Raw genomic sequence first — 26,499 nt, forward strand, 5'->3', positions numbered from 1 at the left:
CTTCCTCCCTCGGGCTGATCCGATTGCTGCCGGCCCGGCCCGTCGTCCGTACGGTTCCGCGCTTCCTCCTGCAGCGTGGACATACCCGAACGCCAGCGCGTCGCGCGGCCCGAGGAACCTGACTGCGCAGACAGTACAGGCTCGGGAATATCTGCCTGCGCAGACATCTTGTTCTGGTCGAGGCGGTTCCACCGGACATCCGAAGGAGTCCCACGATGAGTGACACCACCGGCACGACCGCCGAGCCCGCGCAGCCGTCCTTCGAGTTCGGCCACATGACGTTCGTCGAGATGACCGCCGACCCGCGCACCGGGAAGCTCCCTTCGGCCCACCGGCGGGCACGGGAGACGATCGAGCAGGCCCGGCTCGCCGATCAGGTCGGCCTCGACCTGTTCGCCGTCGGGGAGCATCACCGGACCGACTTCGTCGGCTCGGCCCCGGCGATGGTCCTGGCAGCAGCCGCGGAAGCCACAGAGAACATCCGGTTGACCAGCTCCGTCACCGTGCTCGGCTCCGAGGACCCGGTCCGGGTGTGGGAGCAGTTCGCCACGCTCGACCAGTTCTCCGGGGGCCGGGCCGAGATCATCACCGGCCGCGGCTCCTACACCGAGTCCTTCCCGCTCTTCGGCTACGACCTGGCCGACTACGCCGACCTCTTCCGCGAAAAGCTCGACCTCCTGCTGAAGATCCGGGCGGACAACCCGCTCACCTGGAGCGGCGGCCGCTTCCGTCCCCCGCTCCAGGCCTCGGACATCGGACCGCGGGCATTCCAGGCCGAACTGCCGATCTGGGTCGGAGTGGGCGGCACCGTGGCGTCCGCGATCGGCACCGGTCGTCTCGGACTGCCCATGGCCATGGCCTTGCTGACCGGGCACATCACCCAGCACCGGCAGACCCTCGACATGTACCGCGCCGCCGCCGAAGAAGCCGGGCACGACCCGGCAACGCTGCGCACCAGCATCAACCTCCACGGCTACATCGGGTCCACCAGCCAGGGCGCCCGCGACACCATGTATCCCTACTTCGCGCGCGTTGGTCCGCGCGGTCTGTGCCGGGAGCTTGACCACGACCGTGCAGCCGGCGGCCAGGGCCGGACCCAGCGCACGGACGGTGAGGATGACCGGGGAGTTCCAGGGCGAGATGATGCCGACCACTCCCCTGGGCTCGGGATGGGAGTAGAGGTAGCGTCCGGGGGCGACTTCGGCGGCACGGCCGGTGTTCTGCATCCGGGCGCTCGCGGCGGCGTACCGCAGCCACTGCGCGGCTTGGCCGACCTCCCACCGCGTCTCGTGCCGGAGCCTGCCGTTCTCCCGGGAGAGCATCGCCGCGATCGCGGGCACCCGGGCCTCGAGGGAGTCGGCCAGGCAATCGATGGCACTGGCGCGCACCGCACCGGACCCACTCCACGATGTGGACGTGAACGCCTCGGCCGCTGCCTCCACGGCGGCCCGGGCATCCGCCTCGCTGGCGTCGTAGAAGGAGCCGATGACCGCGCCCGTCGACGGGTCGACCGACTCGCCGATCCGGTCGTTCTCCGTCCACTTGCCGCCGATCCACTGTCGGGCGGGGTTCTCGTCGTACTGCGCCATGGTGTGTGCCTCTCGTCGTCGGGACGGCACCAGCCTGCGCGTACGCACCGGTGACAGCCAGGTAAGGCTCTTCCCTGGCACATCCGGGACGAGGGTGCCGCCGGGTCGGCCGGCCCGGGGGGCGCGTGCCGGCGCTCCCGGTCAGATCGCCGTGCGCAGCCGCGCGAGCTGCTCCGCGGCGGTACTCCCGCCCGCCGCCGTACACACGATGATCCTCAGGTCGGCGTCGGGGACGGTCAGTGTGTCGCAGTCGATCCTGACGTCACCGACCAGTGGGTGGTGAACCGTCTGAACGAGACTCCGGAACGCTGCCGCGGCGCCCTCGGCCCACAGCCCGGCGAAGCGGGGACTGTGCTCGTGGAGCAGGGCGATCGGCGAAGCGAAAGCAGGGTCGTTCCCGGCGTACGCCGCCGTGCGGCGCAGGTCCGCCACCAGGGCCCGGTCAAAGGCGTCCGCCCCGCCGTCCGGGTCCGCCACCGCCGTCGAGGTCGCGTTCACGAACGTGTCAACCACCAGGTTCTGCCCCGGGACCTCCCCCGCCGCCGGCCTGAGGAAAAGCACGTCCCACAACCGTGTCGACGTGAGCAGCGTCCAGTCGGCCGCGAACACACCGAGCGGCAGGTCGGCCATCCGCGTCAGCATCCGCTGCACCCCCGGCGGAATGTGCTGCGAGATCGTCCCCGGGCCGGGCGGTGCCAGACCAGCGGCCCGGTAGAGCAGCTCCGTCTCGGTACGGTCGAGCTGGAGCGCGCGAGCCAGGGAGGCGACGATCTGCGCGGACGGCGTCAGCCACCGGCCCTGCTCCAGCCGGACGATGTAGTCGCTGCTCACCCCGGCCACCGCCGCCAGTTCCTCGCGGCGCAGCCCCTTGGTACGCCGGTTCCCGACCGACGCCAGCCCCACATCCGACGGGAGCAGCCGTTCCCTCCATGCCCGGAGCAGCCCGCCGAGGGAGTGGAAGTCTGCCGGCACCCCACCAGTGTATGGATCACCCTCGCCACACGGACAACAGCCGCAAGGTCCGGCCCCGACCCGGTGGCGGGTGGCGATCCGACTGGTTCGGCACCGGGGGCGGGAACGCCTGCCACGGCGACGGGTGAGACACCGGATGTCATGTCCGTGGCCTGGCTACGGAGAGGCAGCCGCCGTGGGTGCCTCCCCAGGAACTCCGGCGGCCATACGGCTGGGTTCCTGGGGAGGCTGTATCGGTTCAGCGGGTCGCGCCGGATCCGGCAGGTCAGCGCTGCAGGGTCAGGACGCCCGGTCGCCAGGGGAGCTGGTCGTAGGGACCGCCCGCGGTGGGGGACTTGCCCTGGTACAGGAGCTGCAGGTTGCAGGGGTCGATGGTCATGGTCTGGTCGGGGTTGTTGCGCACCAGGTCACCGTGGCTGATGTCGTTGGTCCAGGTGGCGCCGCTGTTGGCCTTGCCCGCGAAGGGGTTGCTCTCGCTGCCGGCCTGCGGGGTCCATGAACCGCTCAGGCTGGACGCCGTGAACGAGCGGAAGTAACGCCCGTTCGCACCCATTGCCTCGACGATCATGAGGTATTGGTTCTGGCCCTGGACCTTGTAGACCTGCACTCCCTCGAACAGGTTGTTCGTGGAGTCGCTCATGATCGTCGTGTACGACGAGCCGAAGCTGCCCGGGAAGTTCCCGATCGGCATGCTCGCCCGGTAGATCCTGCCGTTGTCACCGGCGAAGAACAGGTACATGTTCTGGCCGTCGGCGATCAGCGTCTGGTCGATCGGTCCGGTGCCGGAGTCGGAGATGCTGCCGGTGAACAGCGGCTGCGGAGCGGACCAGCCGTTGGGGTTGGTGGGGTCGCTCGACGTGCGGTAGATGAAGGGCCACTGACCCCACTGGTACGCCAGCACCCAGATGTTCTTGGGTGCGAAGTAGAACAGCGTGGGTGCCACCGCGGCCTGGTTCATCCCCGACTGGCCGGCGGACGCCATGTCCGACCAGTTCGTGAAGGGACTGAACGCCATCGAGCCGTACGACGATCCCGAGACGTTCGACGCGTAGACCAGATGCCGGCCGTTGTGCACCACGTTGGTGAAGTCCTTCAGTGAGACCCAGCCGTTCGCCGGCTGGGCCAGCGCGCCGGTCGAGGTCCACCGGTACGTCGACGGAAGTGAGCACGAACCGCCCGGCGGGGTCGACGTCAGGCCGGTCCACTTCTGGTTGCTGCCGCCGTTGCACGTCCAGATCTCCACCGCCGAGCCGTTCGCGGTGGCGGCGCCCGTGACGTCCAGGCACAGTCCGGACTCCACTCCGACGACCGTGCCGTCGGAGTTCACCCGCCACTGCTGGTTCGCGGCGCCGCTGCAGCTCCAGATCTGGACGCGGGTGCCGGCCGTGGTGGCGTGGCCCGGGACGTCCAGGCACTTGTTGCCGTACACCGTCAGCTGGTTGCTGTCCGTCAGTGTCCATTGCTGGTTGGTCCCGCTCCAGCAGTCCCAGATCTGCAGGTACGTGCCGTCGGTCTGACTGGCGTTCGGCACGTCCAGACACCGGCCCGAGCCGACACCGCGCAGGTTGCCGCTGGTGGCGGCCTGGGCGGGGCCGGTGGCGACGAGCATCGCCGCGAGGCAGACCAGGGCCGCGATTGCGGCGGCCAGTGCCGCGGCGGGATGTCCGCGGGTAAAGCTTCGTCCGTGCATGGGACTTCGTCCTCCTTGTGTGGGGGGCGGGCGGCTCCGTCCGAGGCCGCCCGGGCCGGCGATGTGCCGTGGTTCGCGGTGTCAGCCGCGCAGAGTCCACTGCTGGTCGGCCTGTTCGCCGCGGTCTCGGATCACCACGGCGGTGCTGTTGCCGGTGCGGCGGCGCCGGCCGGCCGGCGGTCTGCCGCTCGGCGCCGTGCCGGAGGTGGGCGTGGTGGGAAGTACGGCAGCCGACAGGGCTGTGCGTCTCATCCGTGAGTGCTCCCATCGCGGTTCAGTCGGGCCCGCCGCGCGGCGTCGCGCACGTCCTCGTCAGGTGTCCCGGAGCCGGTGCGGGCACGGGAGTGCGTCACCGGACGGGAAACGGGGCGGTGCGGGTGCCGGCGTGCGGTGGTCTGTTGCGCGGGAGCAGGCGCAGACCGGTTGCGGTCGACAGTGTTCGAAATATCGAACTCTGTCTGGCTTCTCAGACAGAGAGGATCCGGGGCCGATGGCGGGGCGTCAATACCCCGCGTTCAACAAACCCGGAATCTTTACTTGGGCATGTCATGTCTGCGCTTGGGTCCCCCGGGAGCCGTTGGTGGAGCCACGCCCGCGCCGGACCCGCCGCGACCGACACCTCGGAACCCACGAGTCGGACCGGAGTAGCCGCTCTGGGTCTTGTGGATCACCCGAGCAGGTCTGCCCATCACGCGCTTCCGCGAACTCTTTCACAGGTCCTGGTGTTGCTCAGCGCCGCCGGTGAATTCCAGAAACTCTGCCCACCTTAAACCGGCCGGAAATCAGATGACATCGATCTCTTGACCTCCCGACCACCGCCCTCACGAAATGGCGGGCAGACCCAAGTAATGAAGTCGCTTATCCGATGAGTTCGGAAGGTATTTGGATCCGCAAATGGGTGGCATCGGCGAGTTCAGGAAGGAGTTGCACTCCCGTCACGGCAGCATCGAGGTGCAACTTCATGATCTGACGCGAAAAGAGAGACGCAAGCCGTGACACCACGACCGTTAACGGCGGTAGCCACCGCACTGGCCGCCGCGACACTACTGCTTCTGGGCAGCCTGCCCGCCCAGGCGCAGTCGTCCGACACTCGCACCACCTACAAGGTAGTTCCGTACGTCATCTCCGACCCGGCACTCGTCGAGCACCCGGACAAACTCGTCGAGGAGGTCAAGGAGCACGGAGACCTGGACCGGCTCGGCATCAAGCCGGCCACCGAGAACGGTCCTTCCCGGATCACGGGAGCGAAGGCGGCGCGGACGAAGGCGGCCGCACAGGCGACGCCGGCCGGATACGTCGTCGACTCCTCCCGGTTCCCGCGCGGCAGCGTACCCGCGGACATCTTCGACTACGCCACGCGCGACCAGTGCGACGACAACTCCGAGGCGGCGAGCGCCGACGCCGGCTGGATCAAGAACCGCTACTCGTACTGCCAGAAGCACGTGCTGTTCATGCCCGCCTTCGAATGCGGCATCTTCCCGCCCCGCTGCAGACTGAGCGGCACCTACGCCTCGACGAACACGCTGATCGGGTACGGCAAGACCTCGGGCTACGAGTCCAATCCCGCGAGCAGCCGATGGGCGGACTTCCGCCTGAGCGTGGACAATATTCTCACCACCGGCGTGTTCTCCGGGTCCGGCGCCGATCTGGAGGCGTCCATCGAGTGCGAGGGGAACTACCTCGACGACGACTTCCCGGAGACGGACGAGAACGCCTGCTTCCCCGGTCTCAACAATGAGACCGAGAAGTCCATCAACGAATGGCGGCGAGACAGCGGGGCCCACTTCGACGTCATCTCCCAGGCCAGCGAGCCGGACATCTCGCACGGCGCGCAGATCGGCACCGGTGTGTTCCACATCGAGTACGAGTTCGACCTGCCGTGGTACTTCCAGGCCCTCGACACCGAGAGCCCCGAGGGCGGGATGCGCTTCGACAGCGCGGTCTATCTGGGTCCCGGCAACTCCCGGATGGGCAGCGTCTTCGACCGCGCCGTCCCCGGAATGGCGTACCGGCTGGGTGACGCCGCGGTGGCGGGCGTGGCGCAGCACATCGACGACGCACGTACCGATCCGGATTCCACGGTGCCTCCGCGTGCGTTCAAGAACCTGGTGGGCGCGACGCCCGTCGCCCCGCTCCACCGGCTGCCCGGCAGCCGGCTGATGCCGGCGCAGCGGGCCCGGGTCATCGACAACCGGAACGTGTCGACCGGCTTCTGCGGCACCATCGGAATGCCGCCGCAGCCGCCGACGGGCGGCCCGTTCGACTGCGACGAGTACCCCTTCGCCTCCACCTACGAGGGCGCGGCCCGCTTCAAGTACGAGCCCGCGGACCAGCAGGCGCAATTCCGCGATCAGTTCTCGGTGCGCTGGGTCAACCGGACCGTGAACCGCGAGGCCGGAGCCCGCCTCGGACGCTGGTACGGCGTGGACCGGATCCTCGACCACGAGGAATTCTTCCTGCCGATTCAGCCGTAGGCCCGCCGGCGCATCTGCCGGCAAGCCCCATGCGGAAGCCCGTTGCCGGTGCGGAGCCGGATCCGCTCCGGCAACGGGCGCGTTCCGCACGCTTCATGCCGCATACGGCTGGTTGCCTCAAGCGGCCGGTTGCGCGGGCCATAGCCGTACCAGGACGTTGGGCGGGCCCTCCGGGTCTTCCCGGAGGGCGACCCGGGCCCGATGAACGCCCCGGCTCGGCACCCGCAGCACGTCCGATTCCCCGCCGGCCTCCATCTCCTCCACTCCGATGACCCCGCTGGGAAGATCCAGCCGGACCGTCTCGCGAGCGGTCCACGAAGCATCGTCCCCGGGTGGTTCGCCGTCCCAGGCCTCCAGACACAGGACCGCGGTGGCCACCAGCGGGTCCTCGATCTCCACGAACAGTGTGGACCCCGCCGCGCTCACCCAACCGCCGGTCTCATGCGGAAACGGTGGTCGCGGCCCTGTCGTCCCCTCCTCGTCGACGACGGCGAAGAGGTGATCCACCACGAGGACCTCCAGCTCCGCCCGCTCCAGCACCCGCGCCATGCCGCCCTCCTTCGAAGTCACCACTCGGGGCCCACCGCTCACCATGCAACCGCATGGCTCCGGCGTCCTGCGCCAGGATCCTCGGCGATTCGCGGGCGGCATGGGCAGGGCAGTGACGGGGCCGGTTACGGCATGCCGTGCAGGCCCTGGGGCGGGCTGGCGTTGATGAGGCGGTTGCCGGTGCAGGTGGCGGTGAACTTCGCGAACTTTACCGTCGGGTGGGTGGCGGTGAACTCGTACGTGCCCGGGGGGACGTTCGGGAAAAGGATGCCGCCGTCGACGGTGGTCCGGCCGGCGGTCTCTAGCCACAAGGAACTGTTGCTGGGATTTCAGTGACTGTGAGTGGCTGTATGTTCACTCGTTGATGATCGATGAACTTGAGGTGGAAGCCGGGCCGTTGGCGCGGTGGCAGGTGCATTGGTGTGACCCGCGGCGGGAGGTGTCGTGGTACGCGGTCGATCCGGTGCTGGCGGGCCTGCCGACGCTGGCGGAGTGGGCGCACGCGCACGGTACGCAGCCGGGGCAGCCGGTGCTGCTGCGGGCCGATGGGTGGTCGGTGCCGGAGGTCAACGGGTTCTTCGCCTCGGCGCGGATGCGTAACGCGAGCACGGGCACGCGGAGGAAGTATGCCTTCGCGGTCGCTGTCTGGCTGGGGTTCCTTGATGCGGTGGGCCGGGCCTGGCACGACGCCGACGAAGAGGACGTCGCCGGGTTCAAGTTCTGGCGGATGACCGCCGAGGCCAACGTCCGGCGCGTGGCCGGCGGGACGGTGCTGGGCGACCTGGTCGCGATCAGCGCGTTCTACCGTTGGGCCGGGTTCCGGTTCGGAGTGAGCGATCCGGTGGCCCGGCGGCAGGTTCCCGGTCCTGACCCGGGCTCGGTGACGGAGTCGTTCGAGGCGGGCCCGCATCTCGTACGCAGCAAGGACGTGAAGTGGCTGGACCCGGCGGGCTACGCCCGCTGGGTCGACGTCGGGCTGCGCGGACTGGACCTGCGTGGTCGGGAGATCGACGGGTGGCGGGGCCGCAACAGCCAGCGCGATTGCGCGTTTGTCGACGGGCTCTACGGCACCGGGCTGCGGCTGAGTGAGTGGGCCAGCGTCCTGCGCTTGGAGCTGCCCGCCGACGACGAGACCCGCACCTACTACACCTGTCGGCTGGCGGAGGCATGCGCCAAGGGTGGACGTGGGCGCCGGTTCTGGATGCCGCGCAGCGTCCTGGTCGACGTCCTGGCCTACGAGGAGGGCGAGCGCGCCGCAGCGGTCCGCCGGGCTCAGCGCGTCTGCCGCTACGAGCGGCTGCCGGGGCTGCTGCTGGTCGAACGCAGGACCCGCAACCGCCGCCTGGAGATGCGCGACGCAGGCGGCCGGCGGGTGACCGTGTCGATGGACTCGCTGGACCCCGCCGCCCGCGAGAGGCTGTTCCGCCGGACCGCCGCCGGACTGGAACCGCTGGCGGTCTGGCTGAACGAGGACGGCCTTCCGCGCGCGGCGCACGGCTGGCAACACACCTTCGACACCGGCAACGAGCGGGTCGCCCGCGCCGGGCTCACCTCGTTCGAGGCGAACGCGCACATGATGCGGCACTCGTTCGCGCTGCGCTGGTACTCGGTCGGCCGGCTGCTCTACGAGCGGCAGGTCGCGCACCTGAACGCTGAGGAGGTACGCGACTTCCGTGCCCAGTTCGGCGACACCTGGTATCTGGTCAAGACGCTGATGGGGCACGCCGACGTGACGACCACCATGGATACCTACCTGGAGCCCTTCCGCGACCTCGACGTCTCGCTGCTGATCGAGCACGCTCACGGTTTTGCGCTGTCGGCCCTGATGGCGTCCATGTTCGCCACGCACCCGCAGGTCCTGTCCGACCCGGTCGCCGGAGAACCGTCATGACCCGCGCTGCAGGGCGCCCGGCTGCGCTGCCGACACCCGGATACCAAGCGCCGCAACGGTTGTTCCTCGACGACGGGCAGTGCCTGGTCCGCTTCTTCCCGGAGCGCGGCGGCCCGCCGGTCGACTACGACTTCGCCGCCTTCCCCATCACCCGCGAGCTGGTGGTGTGGCTGGCCACCGCCTTCGCCGGGGCGACCTCTCCGGCCGGGCGGCGCAGGACGACCTCCTCGGCCCTGAGCGCCTACGGTCTGCTGCGCCGATTCGCACACCACCTGGCCTCGCTCAACCGCCCGCCAGCCCATCCGGCGCAGCTTCGAGCCGCCCACCTGGAGAGCTTTCAGATGGCCGGTCTGGGCACGCCGAACCTGAACCGGGAGCTGCCGACGCTGCGCTCGGTGCTGCGGTTCGCACCCGAGGGCGCAGGGCAGGACTTCCTGGCGCGGCTGGCCAGCAAGGGCCTGGAGCGCAACTCCACGCCCGCCGCCAGCTACACGACGGCCGAGTTCGACCGCATCACCACCACCGCGCGCTCCCAGCTCAGGCGGGCCGCCGAGCGGATCTTCGCCGGGCGGGAACTGCTGGCCCGCTGGAGGGCCGGACAGATCGACGCCGAAGCGGAGCCGCGAACCTGGCAGCACGGCGAGCTGCTGGATTACGTGGAGCGGCGCGGCGACGTCCCGCGCAGGGACACCCGCCAGCAGCCCGACCACTGCGTCCGTCCGTTCGGGGCGGGCCGGCTGATGGCGGACCTGCACCTGACCTTCTCCGACATCGGCGCGGCCGGCGTGCTGCTGCTCTGCCTGACCGGGCAGAACTACAGCACGATCGCCACCGCCACGGCGACGCACCACCGCGCCGACGGGCACACCGGGACCACCGCGACTGCGGTGGTGGACTTGGTCAAGCCGCGCCGCGGCCGGGATCGCGCACACATGCCGACCGCATTTTCCGGCAGCGCGCCCGGCGGGCCAGGCGGCAGCCCTCACCGGCAGTTCGACCTGCACACACCGTTCGGGGTCTACGCGCTGCTGGTCGATCTGGCCGGCCCAGCACGGGCGCACATCGGAACCGATCTGCTCCTGGCCTTCTTCTGCGCCAAGGGCGTGGAGAAGGCCCGCGGATTCCGCGCCGGCCTGCCCAACTCGATCCTGGCCAGCTGGAGCCGTGGCGCGAACCTGCGCGCCGACGCCCTGGGCGAGGACGGTCTTCCGGTTCCGCTCGTGGTCGACAGCCGACGGTTGCGGATGAGCTGGCTGGAGCGCCACCAGCAGCCGGTCGCGCACACGGAACGGACGCTGGCGAACGAGTATCTGGCGCGCAACCGCGGCAACCTCGCCGAGTATCAGAAGGTCGTCGCGGACGTGCTGGAGGAGCAACTGGCCGGCGCGAGGGCCGCGCAGGTCATGCGGGTGCTGACGGCCACCGATGTCGCCGAGGCCCGGGAGAGGCCCGAGGCCGTCGCCAGGCGCCACGGCCTGGAGACGGCCACCCTGAAGAAGCTGTTGGCCGGGGAACTGGACACCGTGCTGGGAGGCTGCACCGACCACCTGGCCACCCCGCACAGCCCAGCGGGCGAGCCCTGCCGGGCCTCGTTCCTGCTCTGCCTGTCCTGTCCCTGCGCCCGCGCGACTCCGGCGCACCTGCCGGTGCTGATCGCCGTCCAGGACGGACTGGAGGCCCGCAGGCAGGAGATGACGCCTCTGCGCGGGGCCGAACGCTTCGCCGGGCCCGTCGCGCAACTGGCCGACCTGCTCGCCAGCTTCCCCACCGCGACGATCGCCACGACCCGCACCGAGATCACCGCCGAGCAGCGCGCCCTGGTCGAGCGGTTCCTGACCCGAGGACTCGACCTGACATGATCCTCCCGGACACCACCCCGGCCCCATCTGCGCCTGCACTGCCCGAGCCAGACACCCTCGTACTGCTCAACCGGCCGTTGCGCCCCGGGACCGACCCCAGCACCCTGTCGGTCTTCGCTGATCAGCGCTGGCGCCTTTCGCCCGCCGTCTTCGAGGGCCACACCACCGCGTTTTCTATCGACTTCAGCCCCATCGCCGGGCCGTTCCTGCATACGGTCAAGACGCTTACGTGGTTGCTGCTCAACCACACCAGCGCCGGCGTCTCCACCTTCTACTTCCGTCCGCGCACGTTGGCGATCACCACCATCACCTCCATGTTCCGCAGCCTCCGGCTGTTCACCGACTGGCTCCACGGACGCGGCCGGGCATGCTTCGGCGAGGTGTCGCTGGCCGACCTCGATGACTACGCCGCGCACGTCAAAGCAACCGAGACCAGCCATGGCCAGCGCGAGGACCGGCTCTCGATCGTGAACCGGTGTCGGCGTACGACCTTCTCTCCCCAGTTGCGTACGATTGAACGTCCCCAGTTGCTAGGCCACGTTGGTGTCTCGCTCGATGGCCTGGAGTCGGTTCTTCAGCCGATAGCTGGGTCCGTTGATCGCGACGACGTCGCAGTGGTGCAGGAGGCGGTCGAGGATGGCGGTGGCCAGGACTTCGTCGCCGAACACCTGTCCCCATTCGCTGAAGGTCTTGTTTGAGGTCAAGATGATTGACCCCTTCTCGTAGCGCTTGGAGATCACCTGGAAGACCAGGTTCGCCTCGGCCCGTTCCAGCGGCTGGTAGCCGACCTCATCGACCACGAGAACCGAGGGCCGCAGGTAGGTGCCGAGCTTGTTGACCAGGCGTCCGGCGGTCTCGGCGGCCTTGAGGTTGCGGACCATGTCGTCGAGGCTGGTGAAGTAGATCGAGTAGCCGGCCCGGCAGGCCGCGACCGCCAGCGCGACGGCGATGTGTGTCTTGCCCACCCCGGGCGGACCCAGCAGAGCCGCGTTGGCCTTGGCCTCGACGAACGACAAGGTGGCGAGGTCCTTGACCTTGCGCGGGTCGAGCTCGGGCTGGAAGGAGAAGTCGTACTCGTCCAGCGTCTTGTGGTGCGGCAGCTTCGAGAGCCGCAGGCCCTGGCGAAAGCGCCGGTCGTCGCGGACCGCCAGCTCCTCGGACAACACCAGGTCGAGGAAGTCCAGGTAGCCGAGTTTCCCCTCGTCCGCGCGGCGGGTGTACTCGTTCCAGGTCTCCGCCAGGTGGGGCAGGCCGAGCTTCGCGGCCGTGGTGCGGATGCGGGTGCCGGTCAGCTCGCTCAAGACGATTCCTTTGCAGGTCGGGGGCTGTTGAAGGGGCGGGTGCCGGTCAACTCGTCATAGACCGACAGCGGCCGGCGGCCCACCTCGATCCGGGCGGCGGCGGCCCGGTTGAGCAGGGCCTGCAGCGGACCTGCCTGATCACCCGGCGGCTGTGGCCTGGGCCGCGGCGGGTCGACGTCACCGGTGGTGGTGGCGCGGGTCTTGCCGGTGGGCAGCCCGTCCCAGTGCGCTTCGTCGACCACCCGCGCTCCACGCCCGACCGCCCGCGGATGCGCGGCCAGCAGCGACTGCCCGTCCGGGCCGGGAACCGTCGAATGCAGCATGACCTGCGACTTGGTGGCCCGGATCTCCACCAGCTGACGCGGACGGACCCGACGGGCAGGCACCGAGTAGAGATTGCCGCCGAACGCGATCAGACTGTCCTTGCCGACCGGCCGCAGATGCCGCTCGGCCACCACATAGACAGTCGGCGGCAGCGACTTGAGGGCCGCGTGGTCGCGGGCCGCCCGCTCGCCGATGACCTCCCGATGGGTCTTGTGGATCTGGCCTCGCCGCACCGGCACCCAGGCAGCGAAGGCGGCATCCATCTCGGGGACGGAGGCGAACGCGCGGCCGGACAACACGTGGTCGCGCACGATCAGCACCTGCCGCTCGACCCGGCCCTTGCCGGTCGGGCGGTAGGCCGCCAGCACGTCGATGTCGAAGTCGTAGTGGCCGGCGAAACCGACGGCCTCCGGATGCAGCGGCACCGCCTTGCCGGGGGCCACGTGCCGGCGCACGACTGTCTTGGTCCGGTCATAGACGATCGTCATCGGCACCCCGCCGAAGTGGGCAAACGCCCGCCGGTGGCACTCGAAGAAGGTGCCGATGTCCTGGCTGGTGGTGAAGCAGCAGAACGGATCACGGGAGTACGACAGCGTCATGTGGAACGAATAGACCTTCGCGATCCCCATATGGGCCAGGATCTTGCCCTCATCGCCCCAGTCGACCTGGGCCTGGGCGCCCGGGATCACCTCGAACCGGCGGTGCATCCCCGCCAGCTCCCTCGGCGTGATACCCAACTCCTCGGCGATCCGGGGCCGGGCTTCCTGGACGTAGAGCTTGACCCGCTGATAGTTGCCGGTGAAACCGTATTCACTGACCAGCCGCTCGTGGATGACCGCGGCCTTCATCAGAATCTCTGCCCGCAGCATCGAGTCGATCAGCGGCGCGAACGCGTCGACCACCCTCGCCCGCGACCGACCCGCGGGCGAACGGCGTGGCGGGGTCGCCGACCCCGATACGGACAGATACTTGCGGACCGTCTTGCGATCCAGCCCGGTCTCCCGGGCGATCTCCGACAGGCTCATCGCGCCGGACTCCAACAGGCCGCGAAAACGCCGCAACTCCAGCCAGCGATACGGATCCAAAACCACCACAGACCCCCTCCGCCACGTCGCACCGACCTGGCAGCAGAGTGCCCACCCGAAGACCTGAGCACATCAGAAACCGGCCGCGTTCATCCGTACGCGGCTGGGGACGTTCACGTGTACGCCGACAACCGGGTGTGGTCCTACCGGGACCTGCTGCCCGAGGCCGACCGGCTGCCGCAGACACCGCCCTGGCGCGGCGAGCGCATTCAGGACATCCTCCAGCAGCGGCGAGCCGTCCGCGAAGAGAACCGCACCCCCCGCATCCACCCCGAGACGATTTCGGCGCTGCTGGCCTGGTCCCTGCGGTTCGTGGAGACCTTCGCTGAGGACATCACCGCGGCATTCAGCGAGCACCTTGTCCTCAGCGAGCGCAGCGGCCGCAGCCGCGGGGGCCGGGACATTCCCCCACCGCGGCGCCCGAAGGGCGCGCTGACCGACGCCCTGCGCGTCCTGCTGAGCGGTTACCGCGAGCAGGGACGTCCGCTTCCCGGCATCCGGGATAAGGACGGCACGCTCCGGGTCAACCTCTCGCATCTGGGAAAGGTGCTCGACACGGGCCGCGGCGCGCTGGACGCCCCCAGCAACCGCGCCGTTTTCGCCGAGATGGGGCTGTGCGTCATCGAGGGCGCGCCGCTGGACGCGCCGGTCACCGGGCGGTTGGACGGCCGGCCCTGGCACGACGGGGCCATCGACTACACCGAGGCCGGTTTCCTGGCCCGGCACCTGAGCACGGCCTGTTTCATCGTGATCAGCTACCTGTCGGGGATGCGGGCAGGCGAAGTCCTCAGTCTGGAACGCGGCTGCGTCGAACGAGACCATGCCCACGGCCTGGTCCTCCTGCGCGGCAGACACTGGAAAGGTGTCCGCGACGCTGCCGGCGACAAGATGCCCGAGGGCGAGATCCGGGCCGATCCGTGGGTCGTCACCGAGGCCGTCGCCACCGCCGTCGCCGTCCTGGAACGGCTCCACACGAGCACCTGGCTGTTCCCGGCGACGTTGTTCACCGACGGCCGCGACGGCGAGACCATCCTGCGCAGCCGCGTCGGCGCCTCCCGATCGGAGACCCGGATCAACCACGACATCGCCGAATTCCTGGCCTGGGTCGAGACCTACTGCACCGAGCACGGCCGCAGTGACCGCATTCCGCCCGACCCGGTCCACCCGGTCATCTACACCGCCCGCCTGCGCCGCACCCTGGCCTGGTTCATCGTCCGCCGGCCACGGGGCCTGGTTGCCGCCGCCATCCAATACGGACACCTCCGCGTCCAGATGACCCTCGGCTACGCCGGAAACTACACCTCCGGCTTCCCCGACGACCTCGCCTTCGAAGACTGGCTGGCCCGGCTGGACACTCTCGCCGACGCGCACCAGCGCCTACGTGAAGGCGAGCAGGTCAGCGGCCCAGCAGCCGAGACCTACCGGCACCGCGTCCAGGCCGCCACTCGCTTCGCCGGCCGAGTTCTGCGCACCAAGCGGCACGCCACCACCATGCTCGCCAACCCCGACCTCCAGATCTTCCCCGGCAAGGGCATGACCTGCGTCCTGGACCCCAAGCGAGCAGCCTGCCGCCTGCGCAGCGAGGAGGACAGCACCCGTCGCACCCCCGACCTCGACGACTGCCGCCCGAACTGCGTCAACATCGCAAGGACCGATCGCGACATCGAACACGTCCTCGTCCAGATCGAGCGACTACGGCCACTCGTCGACGACCCGCTGGCTCCCGCCTTCCGACACGCCCGCGAACAGCACGAACTCGACCGCCTGGAACGCATCGTCACCGCCCACGACCGCACCGGAGAACCTCACGATGGCCACTGACCAAGACGACGAACGCGACGCCATCACCGCAGCGATCCAACGGCTCCTCGACGGCCGTCCAACCCGGTCCACGGGGGCGCTCACCACGCTGCAACTTGCCGCCGAGGCAGGCGTCAAGCGCTGGGTCCTCACCCACAAGCACGTTGACCTGAAGGAAGAATTCACCCGCCGAAAGTCCGAGGTGAACGGCATCCCGCCCGCGTTCCAGCATCTGCACGCCCGCGCAGTAGACGCCGAAGCCATCGCACGCGCACTGCGGGAGGACAACGCCCGGCTTCGCGAGCGCGTCGCCGTCTATGCCCAGGTCATCCACGAACTGCGCACCGAGCTGGACCGGCGCACCGACAACAGAGGTCAGCGCAGCCTTGTCCGGACGCTGCCCACCAGCGCCCCTTGATGCACGAGGCCCCCGGGGGCGCTGTCAGGGACCCTTTGCACTCTCGCGGGGGTCGGTAGCTGTGATCTGCTCAACGAACCGCCCTACCTGTTCCTCGACGGGCTCCTGCGCAGTCACGGACATGACGTGCCAGCGGTACGTACCGCCTTCGTCGAACTGGCTGGTGACGAAGGGCATGACTACTTCAGCAGACTCCCCCCGCTCTTGCACACGGATGCCGTGCGCGAACGGCTGGCAGTCCCACCGCTTGTACCAGTCGGTTGCAGCGATCCGGTGGGCCAGTAGACGGGCCGCCGTGTCTACGGGCTCCTCCCAGCTGTGGTCAGCTACGACCCGAGCCAGTTCGGCGTCGTACTGTGAGGCGTCGAAGCGGACCTCCGGTGGAACAGGGACCCGTATGTCGTTGGTGTTCTCCCAGCTCACCCACTCGACGTGATCGCCACGACGCTGGATGGTGACGAACACTCCTCCACAGCAATCGGTGACGCAGTCGTTGTTCGACAGTTCGACACGGCGAGGCTCGCGAGCGGCCCACAGCGGCCATGTCTCCGAGGAACCGAGCCACATCTGCTGATAGCAGCTTGAATCGCCGTCCGGATGTATCTCCTCCAGCACGTCCTGGTCGTCGATCAAAGGACGTATGCCCGCCCCCTTCATGATCGACTGCGGATGCGGAAGGACAGGACGGAGAGCAAGGACGCTCACCGGCGCAATGTGTTCCATGCCGCCCATGATCCCCGATCAGGAGCGCAGGATGGTTGCCCCGCCGGTGGGCCTGAGACCCACCTCTGTCTGAGCGCGGGCGTATGGACCGGTTCGGCACTCAGTGCAGCGAGCCGACAACAGCTCGGAGTAGGCGAGAGAATTGAGGGCACCGGGATGACGTCCTCGGTGAAGTAGTACCGCTTGGCCAGCGGCGGGCTCGCGGTCACCGTGGCGCCGGCGACGCCGTGCGGGATGAAGTCCCAGAAGTCGTCGTACGGCATGCCCACGACCCGCGGGTCGCTGACCGTGGAGACCACGACGCAGCCGTCGGTGAACGGGTCGCGGCCCTCGTAGACCGCGATGAGGCCCTGGAGGGCGGCGGCCACCACCACGTCGGGCGTCTGGAGGTAGATCCCGTCGATGTCGGCCGAGAGGTTCTGAAAGGTCTGCGTGTACATGGTGTGGAAGCCCAGCGCGGACACCCGGATGGTGGCGTCGCTGCCGACCGGTGCCCTGATGGACCAGGCACCGTTCCAGCCGGCGGTGACGCTCGCGCCGGTCTCCGGGATCGTGATCCTGGCGAGGGGGATGCGACCGCCGTTGACCATGTTGTACGCGACGCCGCTGAGGGTGACGGTGTCGGCGGCTGCCGCGGGGGTGGCGGTGGTGGTCGCTCCCGCGACGAGTGCGAGGGTGCTCGCGAGGGCGAGGGCGTATCTGCTGTGGCGCATGCGTGTCCCTTCTGCATCGGTTGACCCGCCGTCCCGGCCGGTTGTTCGGGGCGTCGTGCGGGGAGGTCCCGGCGCCGGGTCACTTGTCCCGGATGCGCATGTGGTGCAGCAGGATCGCGTCGCGGACCCGGGTCGGGAGGTGCTGGTTGAGGAAGAAGAAGAGCGAGCTCATCCGGTCGACCTGGTTGAACAGCTTCGGCTTCCCGGCGAGGACGACGGCGGCGATCCGCGCCGCCGCCTGTTCGGGGGTGGTGGCCCGGCTGACGAGTTCGTTGTCGCGTTCGATGAAGCGCATCGCGCGCTCGTGGTACGGGGACTTCTCGTCCGGCAGCTTCAGCGCCTTCTGGGCGAATCCGGTGGAGACCTGTGCCGGTTCGATGAGGGCGACCTTGATCCCGTACGGCTCGACCTCGTACCGCAGGGACTGCACGAGTCCCTCCACGGCGAACTTCGTGGAGGAGTACACCGATTCGAACGGGAAGGGGATGCGGCCCACCAGCGAGGCGACCGCGACGAGTTTGCCGCTGCGGCGCTCGCGCATGCCGGGGAGGAAGGACTGGAAAAGGGCCGCGGCGCCGATCACGTTGATCTCGAAGGCGCGCAGCGCGGCGTCGAGGTCCACTTCCTCGAACGGGCCGAAGAACGGGACGCCGACGTTGGACATCACGGTGTCGACGTGTCCCCATTTCTCCAGGACGGAGTCGCGGAACGCGCGTACGGCGGGCCGGTCGCGGATGTCGAGGGGGACGAGGTGGTGGTCGACGCCCTTGGCGTCGAGTTCCTGCTTCAGCGAGTCCAGGCCCGTCTCGTCTACGTCGAAGCCGGCGATCGAGACGCCCCGGTCGGCGAGCAGCAGGGCGGTGCGCCGGCCCATGCCGTCGGCGAGGCCGCTGATCACTACGTGCTGGGTCATGCGTATCTCCGTTACGGAATCAGCGGTTGCGGAAGACGGGTTCGCGGCGTTCCAGGGACGCGGCGATGCCGGTCGCGGCGTCCTCGGTCCGCCAGAGGCGTGCTTGTTCGTCGAGTTCGCGGGTGAGGGCCGGGGCGAGGGCGTCGAGCAGTGCGGCGCGCATCGTGGTGCGCATCGACCGGACGGCCATGGGGGCGGCCGCGGCGATCTCGTGGGCGAGCGCGAGGGCTTCCGTCCGCTCCTGTCCCTCCTCCGTGTACCGGTCCGCGAGGCCGGCGTCGTACGCCTCCTGTCCTCGCAGCGCGCGGCCGGTGTACAGCATCTGCTCGGCGCGGGTCTGTCCGGTGATGCGCGGCAAGGTGAGGCTGAGTGCGAAGCCGCAGTGGAAGCCGAGGCGGGAGAAGTTGGCCTCGAAGCGTGCTCTCGGGCCGGAGACGCGGAAGTCCGCGGCGCAGGCCAGGCCGAGTCCGCCGCCGACGGCCGCGCCCTGGACTGCGGCGACGACGGGGATCTCGAGGCGGAGGATGCGGGTGGCCTGTTCGTAGACCGCCGCGGCGGCGGTACGGGGGTCGAGGGTGCCGGTGTCGTCGGCGAGCCGGGCGCCGGCGCAGAAGTGGCGGCCCTCGGAGCACAGGACGATCGCCCGTGCCCCGTCGGTGGTGGCGCGTTCGCCGGCGTCGGCGATCGCGGCCAGGGTGTCTCGGGAGAAGAAGTTCGCGGGCGGGGCGTGCATCTCGATGACGGCGACGTGGCCGTCGGTGTCGAGGGTGACGTCGTTCATACCGGCAGCGACCCTTCGTCCGTGGCGACCGATGCGATCCGCCGGGCGCCGGCGACGGCGGTCCCGATCCGTTCGCCGAGGGCGCTTTGGGTGCCCCAGTCGCCGCGCCAGGCGTTGAGGCGGCGGGTGAAGTCCTGGAGGGGGTATTCGCGGGTCATGCCGATCGCGCCGTGGACCTGGTGGCCGGAGCGGACGGTGACGGCGGCGTTGTCGTCGGCGAGGAGTTTGGCGGCGAAGGCGGCGAACGACGCGTCGAGGGCCAGGGCGGCGCGGTCGACGGCCAGCTGGGTCGTCACCGCCATCTGGGCGAGGAAGACGAGGTGGCGGCGGACGGCCTGGAAGGTGCCGATCGGGCGGCCGAACTGCCGGCGCTCGGCGGTGTAGCGGCGCGACAGCTCGTTGACGGCGGCCATGGCGCCGGCCATCTGCGCGGCGCGCAGGACGGCTCCGCGCCGGGCGAGGTGGTCGGCCGGGACGGGGCAGGGCCGCACTTCGGCACCGGCCCGTTCGAAGGTGAGGGTGTCGCGGGGCTGGCCGGCGAGGTCGCGGCCGGGGGTGACGGTGGCGTCGCCGGTGTCCAGGACCAGCAGGTTCGTACCGGTGTGGACGACGACGCACTCGCTGCCGCCGCCCCAGGCGACGTCGTGCAGGGTGCCGGTGGCGGTGTTGCCGTCGAGGGTGAGTGTCTGGCCGGGCGGTGCGATCGTCCAGGGGGCGTTCCCCTCGGCGCGGCCGCCCGAGGCGGTGAGCAGCCAGAGCGCCAGGTGGTGTTCCAGCAGGGGCAACGGTACGGCGTGGCGTCCGGCGGCAGTGAGCCAGGTGACGGTGTCGGTGAGGGTGCCGCCGGAGCCGCCCGCCGTCTCGTCGATGCCGATGGCGGGCAGGCCGAGTGCGGCGACGGTGTGCCACAGTTCCTGCAGCAGCGGTGACTGTTCGGCGGCGAGGACGGCGTCGTGGCCGGCCTTGTCGGTGAAGAGCCGGTCGGCGAGCTCCTGGAGGTCGTTGCCCGCGCTCATCGGTTCATTTCCTTCGCGATCAGGTTGTGCAGGATCTCGGTGGTGCCGCCCCGGAGCGTCCATGAGGGGCTGTCCAGGACGGCGGTGGCGAGGAGGGCCTCGAAGGGGTCGGTGGAGGTGGGGTCGGGCATGCGGCCGAGGTGTCGTACGACGATGTCCACGCAGTCCTGTTCGAAGCGGGTGGCCATGTCCTTGACGAGGGCGGCCTCCGTCTTCGGGAGTTCACCGGCGTCGACCATGCGGGCGACGGCGAGGGACATGCCGTGGAAGGCCCAGCAGCGGGTGGCGATGTGGGCGAGGTCCTCGCGCAGCCGGGGCGAGTCTGTATCCCAGCGCCGCACCCAGCGTTCGAGGAGGGGGATCGCGGACATCCAGCGGTCCACGCCGCCGCGTTCGAGGACGAGTTCGCCCTGGTTCTGGATCCAGCCGAAGCCGGTCTCGCCGAGCCGGCGGCTGTCGGGGACGAACACGTCCTCGAAGGTGAGCAGGCAGAAGTGGTCCTCCCCGTCGATGAACGGGATCGGGGAGATCGTCAGCCCCTCGGTGGGCCGTTCGACGATGAACTGTGTCAGGCCCGCGTGCTTGCCCTCCCCCGTGCGGAACAGTCCGAGGATGTAGTCGACGAGGTGTGCGCCGGAGGTCCAGATCTTGCTGCCGTTGATGACCCAGCCGCCGTCGGCGGGTTCGGCCTTCGCCTGGATGGAGGCCAGGTCGGAGCCGGAGTCCGGTTCGGACATGCCGATCGCGAAGGAGATCTCCCCGGCGGCGATACGGGGCAGGAACTCCCGCTTCTGCTCGTCCGTGCCGTGCTGGGCGATGGCCGGCCCGGACTGCCGGTCGGCGACCCAGTGGAAGCCCACCGGTGCCCCGCGGGCCAGCAGTTCCTCCACGACCACCAGCCGTTCGACGGCGGTGCGCCCGCCGCCCCCGTACTCCTTCGGCAGTGTCATCCCGAGCCAGCCGCGGGCGCCGAGGTCGCGGGAGAACTCCGGGTCGAAGGCGCCGACCATGCCGAGGCCGACGGGGTAGCTCCCCTCCGGCAGCCGCTCGGCGAGCCAGGCCCGTACCTCCTGCTGCAGCTCCCGCTCGGCAGGCGTGAGTTCGGTGGCGGTCAGTCTCATACGGGGCTCCTCTCGTCCCAGACCGGACCTCCGTCGAGGGCCTGTGCGGTGTGCTCGCCGACGTTCGGAGCGGGGCGGCGTACGTTCGCGGGGGTGGCGGAGAAGTTGGCGGTGGGCGGCAGGACGCGGTAGCTGCCCGCGACCGGGTGTTCGGCCAGCGGGAGGTCGTCGACGAGGTCCTGGAGGGTCGCCATCCGCACGGCGGGGATGCCGGCGCTCCGGCAGAAGTCCAGCCACTCCCCCGTCGTGCGCCGCTTCACGATGTCCCGCATCAGGGGGTAGAGCTGGGCGGCGTTCCTGATGGTCGAGGCGAGGTCGGCGAAGCGGGGGTCTTCGAGGAGCTGGGTCTCCCCCGCGTCCGTGAAGATCGCGAAGAAGTGCTGCGGGTGGTAGGGCAGGATCTGGATCCAGCCGTCGGCGGTGCGCTGCGGGCGGCGCTCGGGCGTCATCACGCGCGGGTAGCCGGTGGGCGGCAGGTCGCCCTGCGGGGTGGGCGGTTCGGGGATCGCGCCGGCGCCGTGCTCGGCGAGCATGAACGCGGTCATCGCCTGCACCATCGGCACCTCGACGTGCTGCCCCTCGCCGGTGCGGGCGCGGTGGAAGAGGGCGGCGGTCACGGCCTGGGCGAGGGCGAGGGCGCATACCTTGTCGGCGAGGATCGTGGGCAGCAGCGCCGGCTCGCCCGCGACGCGGTCCATCATGTCGCCGACGCCGGTGGCGGACTGGATGATGTCGTCGTACGCGGGGAAGTCCTCGGCCCCGGAGCCGAGCGGCCAGCCCTGGGCCTGGCAGTAGACGACGCCGGGGTTGATCTCGCGGACGGCGGTGTAGTCGAGGCCGAGGCGGCGCAGGGTGCCGGGCAGCATGGTGGCGACGACGACATCGGCGTCCTCGACGAGGCCGCGCACGAGCGCCGACTGCCCGGGGTCCTTGAGGTCGAGGGCGAGGGAGCGTTTGTTGCGCAGCAGGTTGAGGGAGACGCCGGAGAACTGCGGTGCGGGGCCGGGGCCCATCACGCGGTTGGTGTCCCCGGTCGCCGCCTCGATCATGACGACGTCGGCGCCCTGGTCGGCGAGGATCTGGGTGGCGAACGGGCCCATCACCACCCGTGTCAGGTCCAGGACCCGGATGCCGCTCAGCGGTCCGGTCGGCTGCTCATGCATGGACGCCCTCCAGATAGCGCGTGGTCTCGAGGGCGGCGGCGCATCCGGCCGCCGCCGCGGTGACGGCCTGCCGGTAGCGGGCGTCCGTCACGTCGCCCGCGACGAACACCCCGGGCAGGCCGGTGGTCCCGCCGGGGCCGGTGGTGTGCAGGTGGCCGGTGGGGGCGAGCGGCAGTACGCCGCCGGCCAGCCGGGTCCGCGGGGTGTGGCCGATCGCGACGAACAGGCCCTGGACCGCGAGTGGGGCGGTGTCGCCGGTCGCGGTGTTCTCGAGGGTCAGGCCGGACAGCCTGCCGTCGGGGCCGCGCCGCAGTTCCCGTACGACGTGTGCGGTGCGGACGCTGACGTCGGTGAGCGCCCGTACGCGCTCCAGCAGCACCGGTGTCGCCCGGAAGCGGTCGCCGCGGTGGACGAGGTGCACCCGGCGGGCGTGCCCGGTGAGGGCGAGGACCTCCTCCATGGCGCTGTCGCCGCCGCCGACGACCGCGACGTCCCGGCCCTTGAACAGGGGTGCCTCGCACACCGCGCAGTACGCGACGCCGCCCCCGGCGCCCAGCTCCTGTTCGCCGGGCAGCCCGAGGCGGCGCGGCTCGGAGCCGGTCGCCAGGACGACGGCGCGGGTGCGGACCGTGCCGCGGGCGGTGACGATCTCGTGGGGGCCGCCGTCGGTCGCGTACCGGATCGCTTCGGCGTCCTCGGTCAGGACGCGCGCCCCGGCCCGTTCGGTCTGCTCGCGCATCCGTGCCATCAGGTCGGGGCCGTCGATGCCGTCGGGGAAGCCGGGGTAGTTCTCCACCGCGCCGGTGTCCACGAGCTGTCCGCCCGGCGCCGTTCCGGCGAGTACGAGGGTGTCGGCGCACGCCCGCGCGAGGTAGAGCCCGGCGGTGCAGCCAGCCGGGCCGCCGCCGACGACGACCGCGTCCACGGCGTCGGGCAGCTCGGGCGGCGGGGCGACGTTGGCCCAGATGCTCACCGGCTCCTCACTCCGCCTCGAGGTCGTTGGGCCAGCTCGCCGTCTCGTTGAGCGGCGCGAGGGTGAAGTCGCCGCCGGGTGTGCGCGGCAGCCGTACGGTCTGGCTCCAGGTGGCGCCGAAGGTGGGCATCCAGGCGGAGTGCTTCCCCGTACCGCCGGCGACGACGATCCGGATGTCCTCGGGCGCGCGCGAGATCGGTACGCGGTGCCCCCATTCCTCCAGCCGCAGCCGGTAGCCGCCCCAGAGGCTCGCCTCCTCCAGCTTCTCGGGCCCGACGCGGGTCGCGTCGACGCGGGCGTGTTCATGGAGGTACTCCTGCACGTCGCGGCGGCCCAGGCCGGAGTCGGCGAGGACGCGGGCGTGTTCGGGGCCGAGCGCGAGGTACTGGTCGCCGCCGCGGTACGCCGTGTTGGCGCCCGGGGTGGACATGGTGGCGGCGATGGTCTTGAGGAGGTTCTCGCCGGTGGACGACTGGTGGTCGTTGATGTTGTGCGGGCCTTCGACGGCGGCGACGGTGACGAGGTTGTCGGCCGGGTCCCAGCCGTCCGGCCAGGCGAAGCCGGAGGCGAACGCGGGCCAGGGGCTGTCGGCGTGGTTCTCGGCGAAGCAGAACGACCACTTGGCCGGTGAGCCCTGGGTGGCGCGGTCGATGTCGCCGGCGACCTCGCCCTCGCCGGGGCGGGCGCCGCCGATGTTCATGGCGACGAGCCGTACGGCGCGGCCGATCGTGCCGTTGGCGCGGAAGCCCGCGCCCATGCAGCCGGCGCCGGCCGCGACGGCGAGTTCGCCGGTGAGGGGGCCCTGGACCATGACCATCAGGGCGCACGGGTGGGTCGTCATCTGCATGCCGTAGAGGTTGAAGTCGTTCTGCTGCATCGCGACGACGGCCGCCTCGAGCACCGGCATGTACTCCGGGAGGCAGCCGGCCATCACCGCGTTGGCCGCCAGCCGGCGCAGCGTCAGTTCGGCGCCGCGCGGGGCGACGGGGCCGAGCACGGCGTCGGCGTCGCGGGTCGCGGCGGCGAGGAAGCGCTCGACGCGTTCGGGGGTGGGGACGACGACGGGGAGTCCGTCGGTCCAGCCCCAGCGGTGCAGCTGCTCGGCGGCGGACTCCTCGTCGTGAGCGTCGGCGAGGTCGAGGAGGTCGGTGGTGCTCACGCGGCGTGCTCCTTGCCGGGCTCGGTGGTCAGGGCGGCGACGACGGCGTCCACCGCGGCGGGCGTGACCCGGTCGAACGCCTCGCGCGGCGGGATGCCGCCGATGGGGTGGGCGAGGACGGACAGACCGAGCGCGTCGGCGCCCTGGATCGCGAGGACCTGCCGGGAGAAGCCCTCGAACTGGGTGGACGCCACCCCGCACACCGGCAGCCCGCGTCCGGCGAGGGCGGCCATGTCCGCGACCGCCCACGAGGCGCAGGAGCCGCAGTCGAGCATCGCGACCACGACGGCGGCGCAGTCGGCCGCGATCTCGTCCAGGACGTCGTCGGAGGCGGCGATCGACGGGACACGCTTGGCGTAGAGCCGGGGCGTCACGCCGTACCGCTCGACCAGGGCGGTCGCCACGCCCTCCAGGACCTGGTCGGCGTTCGTCTTGCTGTTGCACAAAAAGCCCACGGTCAGCCCGTCGAGTGCGGGGACCGTGTGGCGGGGGACCGACCGAGGCGCCGCCTCGTGACTGGTCGGGTTGACGATCGAGATACCCATCGCGTCCTCCCTTGACGCCGCATGCCGTGACGCGGACCATATGCGCCACGGAAGTTACGTGCAAGAGACGTTACGAGACAAGGAATGTTTCTATGGGCTCACGCCGTCCCGCCGGTGCGGACGTATCCGCGGACGGCACCTGGACGAACTTCTCCCGCCGGCACAGCGTGCGCCCGCAGCGCTTCGCCGTACCGCACGACCTCGACGACCTGCGCCGGGTGCTGCGGGAAGCCACCGCCGAGGGTTCACGGGTACGCGTCGTCGGCAGCGGCCACTCGTACAACGACGTGGCCACCGCCCCCGACACCCAGGTCTCGCTGCGCCGCCTCAACCGCATCCGCCACGTCGACCCCGGAAGCGGACACGTGACCGTCGAGGGCGGGGCGTCCCTGCGGGAGATACGCACCGAACTCGCCCGGCACGGCCTCGCGTTCGACAACATGGGCGACATCGACCACCAGTCGATCGCCGGCGCCCTGTCGACCGGCACCCACGGCACCGGGCTGACCGCCCCGGCGTTCGCCTCCCAGGTCGTCGCGATGGAGCTGATGCTCGCGGACGGCAGCCTCGTACGATGCTCCGCCGAGGACCCCGACCCCGCCCTCTTCGACGCAGCCCGGGTGAGCCTCGGCGCGCTGGGCGTCATCGTCGCCGTCACCCTGCGGGCCGTACCGGCGTACCACCTGCGCCGGACGGACAGCGTCATCACCCGCGACCAGGCGCTCGCCCTGCTCGAGGACCCGCCGCAAAACGGGCACATCGGCTTCTACTTCATGCCGTACATCGACCAGGTCCTCATGTGGACGGCCGAGCGGACCACCGACCCGGTCGACAAGCCGTCCGCGCTCGGCGAATGGTTCCGCGACGTGGTCAAGGTCAACCACGGGCTCCGGGCGATGGGGGCGGTGGCGCGGCGGGCACCCCGGTTGGTGCCCGCGCTCAGCCGCGCGTTCGCCCGGGGGATCCGGCCCGAGACGACGGTCGACACGTACGACAAGGTCTTCCTGCGTCCGCTGTTCGTCCGGCACGACGCGTTCGAGTTCGCCGTGGAGCAGGCCGAGGGGCCGGGTTGCGTACGAACCCTCATGGCGGCCGTCGAGGACGCGCGGGTGCCCGCCGCCTTCCCCTGCGAGACACGTGTCGCGCCGGCCGAGTCGGCGTGGCTGCACCCCCAGTACGGCAGGACGACGACCTGGGTGGGCGCCGCGATCCAGTCGCCCGGCATCGACGTCGACGGCGCGTGGGAGGAGGCGCAGCGGGCGTGCGTGGCGAAGGGCGGCCGGCCGCACTGGGGCAAGTGGCACACCCTGACGGCGGCGGAGCTGGGCGGGCTGTATCCGCGGTGGGACGAGTTCACGGCGCTGCGTACGAAGCTCGATCCGGGCGGGCTGTTCGGCAGCCCGGCCATCGACCGGCTGCTCGGCCGCGCTCAGTAGGATG

At 70.4% G+C, this 26,499-nt stretch carries 23 protein-coding genes and 2 pseudogenes; 7 read left to right on the forward strand and 18 right to left on the reverse strand.

The window, feature by feature from the left end; genetic code table 11:
• Positions 1-290 precede the first annotated feature (290 nt).
• A pseudogene (locus SRB5_RS36095) lies at positions 291-1,061 on the forward strand (LLM class flavin-dependent oxidoreductase); the annotation flags it as partial.
• Positions 1,062-1,088: 27 nt separating this feature from the next.
• Here SRB5_RS36095 and SRB5_RS36100 read toward each other — a convergent pair.
• The 4 genes and pseudogenes from SRB5_RS36100 to SRB5_RS00205 form a co-directional block, all read right to left on the reverse strand.
• Positions 1,089-1,589 (reverse strand): annotated as a pseudogene (locus SRB5_RS36100) (aldehyde dehydrogenase family protein); the annotation flags it as partial.
• A 141-nt stretch (positions 1,590-1,730) separates the two neighbouring features.
• The gene (locus tag SRB5_RS00195) at positions 1,731-2,561 is read right to left on the reverse strand and encodes a helix-turn-helix transcriptional regulator (RefSeq protein WP_323376662.1); all 831 of its coding nucleotides are present in this window, start codon (positions 2,559-2,561) and stop codon (positions 1,731-1,733) included.
• A 265-nt stretch (positions 2,562-2,826) separates the two neighbouring features.
• Positions 2,827-4,251 carry a non-reducing end alpha-L-arabinofuranosidase family hydrolase gene (locus SRB5_RS00200; RefSeq protein WP_153449338.1) on the reverse strand — a complete coding sequence of 475 codons (1,425 nt, stop codon included), beginning with the start codon at positions 4,249-4,251 and terminating at the stop codon, positions 2,827-2,829.
• Positions 4,252-4,332: 81 nt separating this feature from the next.
• A complete protein-coding gene (locus SRB5_RS00205; protein WP_153449339.1) occupies positions 4,333-4,503 on the reverse strand; it encodes a hypothetical protein in 171 nt (56 codons plus the stop codon).
• A gap of 740 nt (positions 4,504-5,243) precedes the next feature.
• Between SRB5_RS00205 and SRB5_RS00210 the strand changes: the two genes are divergently transcribed.
• A complete protein-coding gene (locus SRB5_RS00210; RefSeq protein WP_153449340.1) occupies positions 5,244-6,725 on the forward strand; it encodes a NucA/NucB deoxyribonuclease domain-containing protein in 1,482 nt (493 codons plus the stop codon).
• Positions 6,726-6,842: 117 nt separating this feature from the next.
• Here the strand turns inward: SRB5_RS00210 and SRB5_RS00215 are convergent, their stop codons facing one another.
• Entirely contained in the window at positions 6,843-7,274 is a 432-nt protein-coding gene (locus SRB5_RS00215) for a hypothetical protein (RefSeq protein ID WP_153449341.1), read from the reverse strand.
• Between the two features lie 125 nt (positions 7,275-7,399).
• Entirely contained in the window at positions 7,400-7,585 is a 186-nt protein-coding gene (locus tag SRB5_RS00220; RefSeq protein ID WP_153449342.1) for a peptidase associated/transthyretin-like domain-containing protein, read from the reverse strand.
• 53 nt (positions 7,586-7,638) lie between these two features.
• Here SRB5_RS00220 and SRB5_RS36105 point away from each other — a divergent pair, with 53 nt between their 5' ends.
• Positions 7,639-9,165: an integrase gene (locus SRB5_RS36105; protein WP_228389664.1), complete on the forward strand. Its 1,527-nt coding sequence runs from the start codon at positions 7,639-7,641 to the stop codon at positions 9,163-9,165.
• On the forward strand, positions 9,162-11,024 hold the full coding sequence (locus SRB5_RS00230; RefSeq protein WP_153449343.1) for a hypothetical protein: 1,863 nt from the start codon (positions 9,162-9,164) through the stop codon (positions 11,022-11,024). Before SRB5_RS36105 ends, SRB5_RS00230 begins: the two co-directional genes overlap by 4 nt.
• A 530-nt stretch (positions 11,025-11,554) precedes the next feature.
• On the opposite strand, the gene istB is transcribed toward SRB5_RS00230, so the two are convergent.
• Together istB and istA are read right to left on the reverse strand one after the other, a co-directional pair.
• Positions 11,555-12,325, reverse strand: coding sequence for an IS21-like element helper ATPase IstB (gene istB / locus SRB5_RS00235; RefSeq protein ID WP_153449344.1), 771 nt, complete (start codon positions 12,323-12,325; stop codon positions 11,555-11,557).
• Positions 12,322-13,743, reverse strand: coding sequence for an IS21 family transposase (istA, locus tag SRB5_RS00240; protein ID WP_456114905.1), 1,422 nt, complete (start codon positions 13,741-13,743; stop codon positions 12,322-12,324). Before istA ends, istB begins: the two co-directional genes overlap by 4 nt.
• Before the next feature lie 108 nt (positions 13,744-13,851).
• On the opposite strand from istA, the gene SRB5_RS00245 reads away from it, so the two are divergent.
• Together SRB5_RS00245 and SRB5_RS00250 are read left to right on the forward strand one after the other, a co-directional pair.
• Entirely contained in the window at positions 13,852-15,555 is a 1,704-nt protein-coding gene (locus SRB5_RS00245; RefSeq protein ID WP_228389665.1) for a hypothetical protein, read from the forward strand.
• Positions 15,545-15,952, forward strand: coding sequence for a hypothetical protein (locus tag SRB5_RS00250; RefSeq protein ID WP_153449345.1), 408 nt, complete (start codon positions 15,545-15,547; stop codon positions 15,950-15,952). Before SRB5_RS00245 ends, SRB5_RS00250 begins: the two co-directional genes overlap by 11 nt.
• Before the next feature lie 24 nt (positions 15,953-15,976).
• Here SRB5_RS00250 and SRB5_RS00255 read toward each other — a convergent pair whose 3' ends face one another.
• The 10 genes from SRB5_RS00255 to SRB5_RS00300 all read right to left on the reverse strand — a co-directional run bounded on the left by SRB5_RS00255 (position 15,977) and on the right by SRB5_RS00300 (position 25,059).
• On the reverse strand, positions 15,977-16,675 hold the full coding sequence (locus SRB5_RS00255) for a hypothetical protein (RefSeq protein ID WP_153449346.1): 699 nt from the start codon (positions 16,673-16,675) through the stop codon (positions 15,977-15,979).
• Positions 16,654-17,388, reverse strand: a complete 735-nt coding sequence (locus SRB5_RS00260) for a peptidase associated/transthyretin-like domain-containing protein (protein WP_153449347.1) — start codon at positions 17,386-17,388, stop codon at positions 16,654-16,656. The genes SRB5_RS00255 and SRB5_RS00260 overlap by 22 nt, the downstream gene beginning before the upstream one ends.
• Positions 17,389-17,467: 79 nt before the next feature.
• Positions 17,468-18,301: an SDR family NAD(P)-dependent oxidoreductase gene (locus SRB5_RS00265; RefSeq protein WP_153449348.1), complete on the reverse strand. Its 834-nt coding sequence runs from the start codon at positions 18,299-18,301 to the stop codon at positions 17,468-17,470.
• A 19-nt stretch (positions 18,302-18,320) separates the two neighbouring features.
• Positions 18,321-19,082: an enoyl-CoA hydratase/isomerase family protein gene (locus tag SRB5_RS00270; protein ID WP_153449349.1), complete on the reverse strand. Its 762-nt coding sequence runs from the start codon at positions 19,080-19,082 to the stop codon at positions 18,321-18,323.
• Positions 19,079-20,098, reverse strand: coding sequence for an acyl-CoA dehydrogenase family protein (locus SRB5_RS00275; RefSeq protein ID WP_194292785.1), 1,020 nt, complete (start codon positions 20,096-20,098; stop codon positions 19,079-19,081). Before SRB5_RS00275 ends, SRB5_RS00270 begins: the two co-directional genes overlap by 4 nt.
• Positions 20,095-21,219: an acyl-CoA dehydrogenase family protein gene (locus SRB5_RS00280; protein WP_153449351.1), complete on the reverse strand. Its 1,125-nt coding sequence runs from the start codon at positions 21,217-21,219 to the stop codon at positions 20,095-20,097. Before SRB5_RS00280 ends, SRB5_RS00275 begins: the two co-directional genes overlap by 4 nt.
• A complete protein-coding gene (locus SRB5_RS00285) occupies positions 21,216-22,382 on the reverse strand; it encodes a CaiB/BaiF CoA transferase family protein (RefSeq protein ID WP_153449352.1) in 1,167 nt (388 codons plus the stop codon). Before SRB5_RS00285 ends, SRB5_RS00280 begins: the two co-directional genes overlap by 4 nt.
• Positions 22,375-23,355: an NAD(P)/FAD-dependent oxidoreductase gene (locus SRB5_RS00290; RefSeq protein ID WP_153449353.1), complete on the reverse strand. Its 981-nt coding sequence runs from the start codon at positions 23,353-23,355 to the stop codon at positions 22,375-22,377. Before SRB5_RS00290 ends, SRB5_RS00285 begins: the two co-directional genes overlap by 8 nt.
• Before the next feature lie 7 nt (positions 23,356-23,362).
• Positions 23,363-24,514, reverse strand: a complete 1,152-nt coding sequence (locus tag SRB5_RS37335; protein WP_194292786.1) for a hypothetical protein — start codon at positions 24,512-24,514, stop codon at positions 23,363-23,365.
• Entirely contained in the window at positions 24,511-25,059 is a 549-nt protein-coding gene (locus SRB5_RS00300; RefSeq protein WP_153449354.1) for a UGSC family (seleno)protein, read from the reverse strand. Before SRB5_RS00300 ends, SRB5_RS37335 begins: the two co-directional genes overlap by 4 nt.
• 92 nt (positions 25,060-25,151) lie before the next feature.
• On the opposite strand from SRB5_RS00300, the gene SRB5_RS00305 reads away from it, so the two are divergent.
• Positions 25,152-26,495 (forward strand): D-arabinono-1,4-lactone oxidase, encoded by a 1,344-nt coding sequence (locus tag SRB5_RS00305; RefSeq protein ID WP_153449355.1) that lies wholly within the window; start codon positions 25,152-25,154, stop codon positions 26,493-26,495.
• Positions 26,496-26,499: the final 4 nt, after the last annotated feature.

Origin of the sequence: Streptomyces smaragdinus (assembly GCF_009604385.1) — a bacterium.
Lineage (GTDB): Bacteria > Actinomycetota > Actinomycetes > Streptomycetales > Streptomycetaceae > Streptomyces > Streptomyces smaragdinus.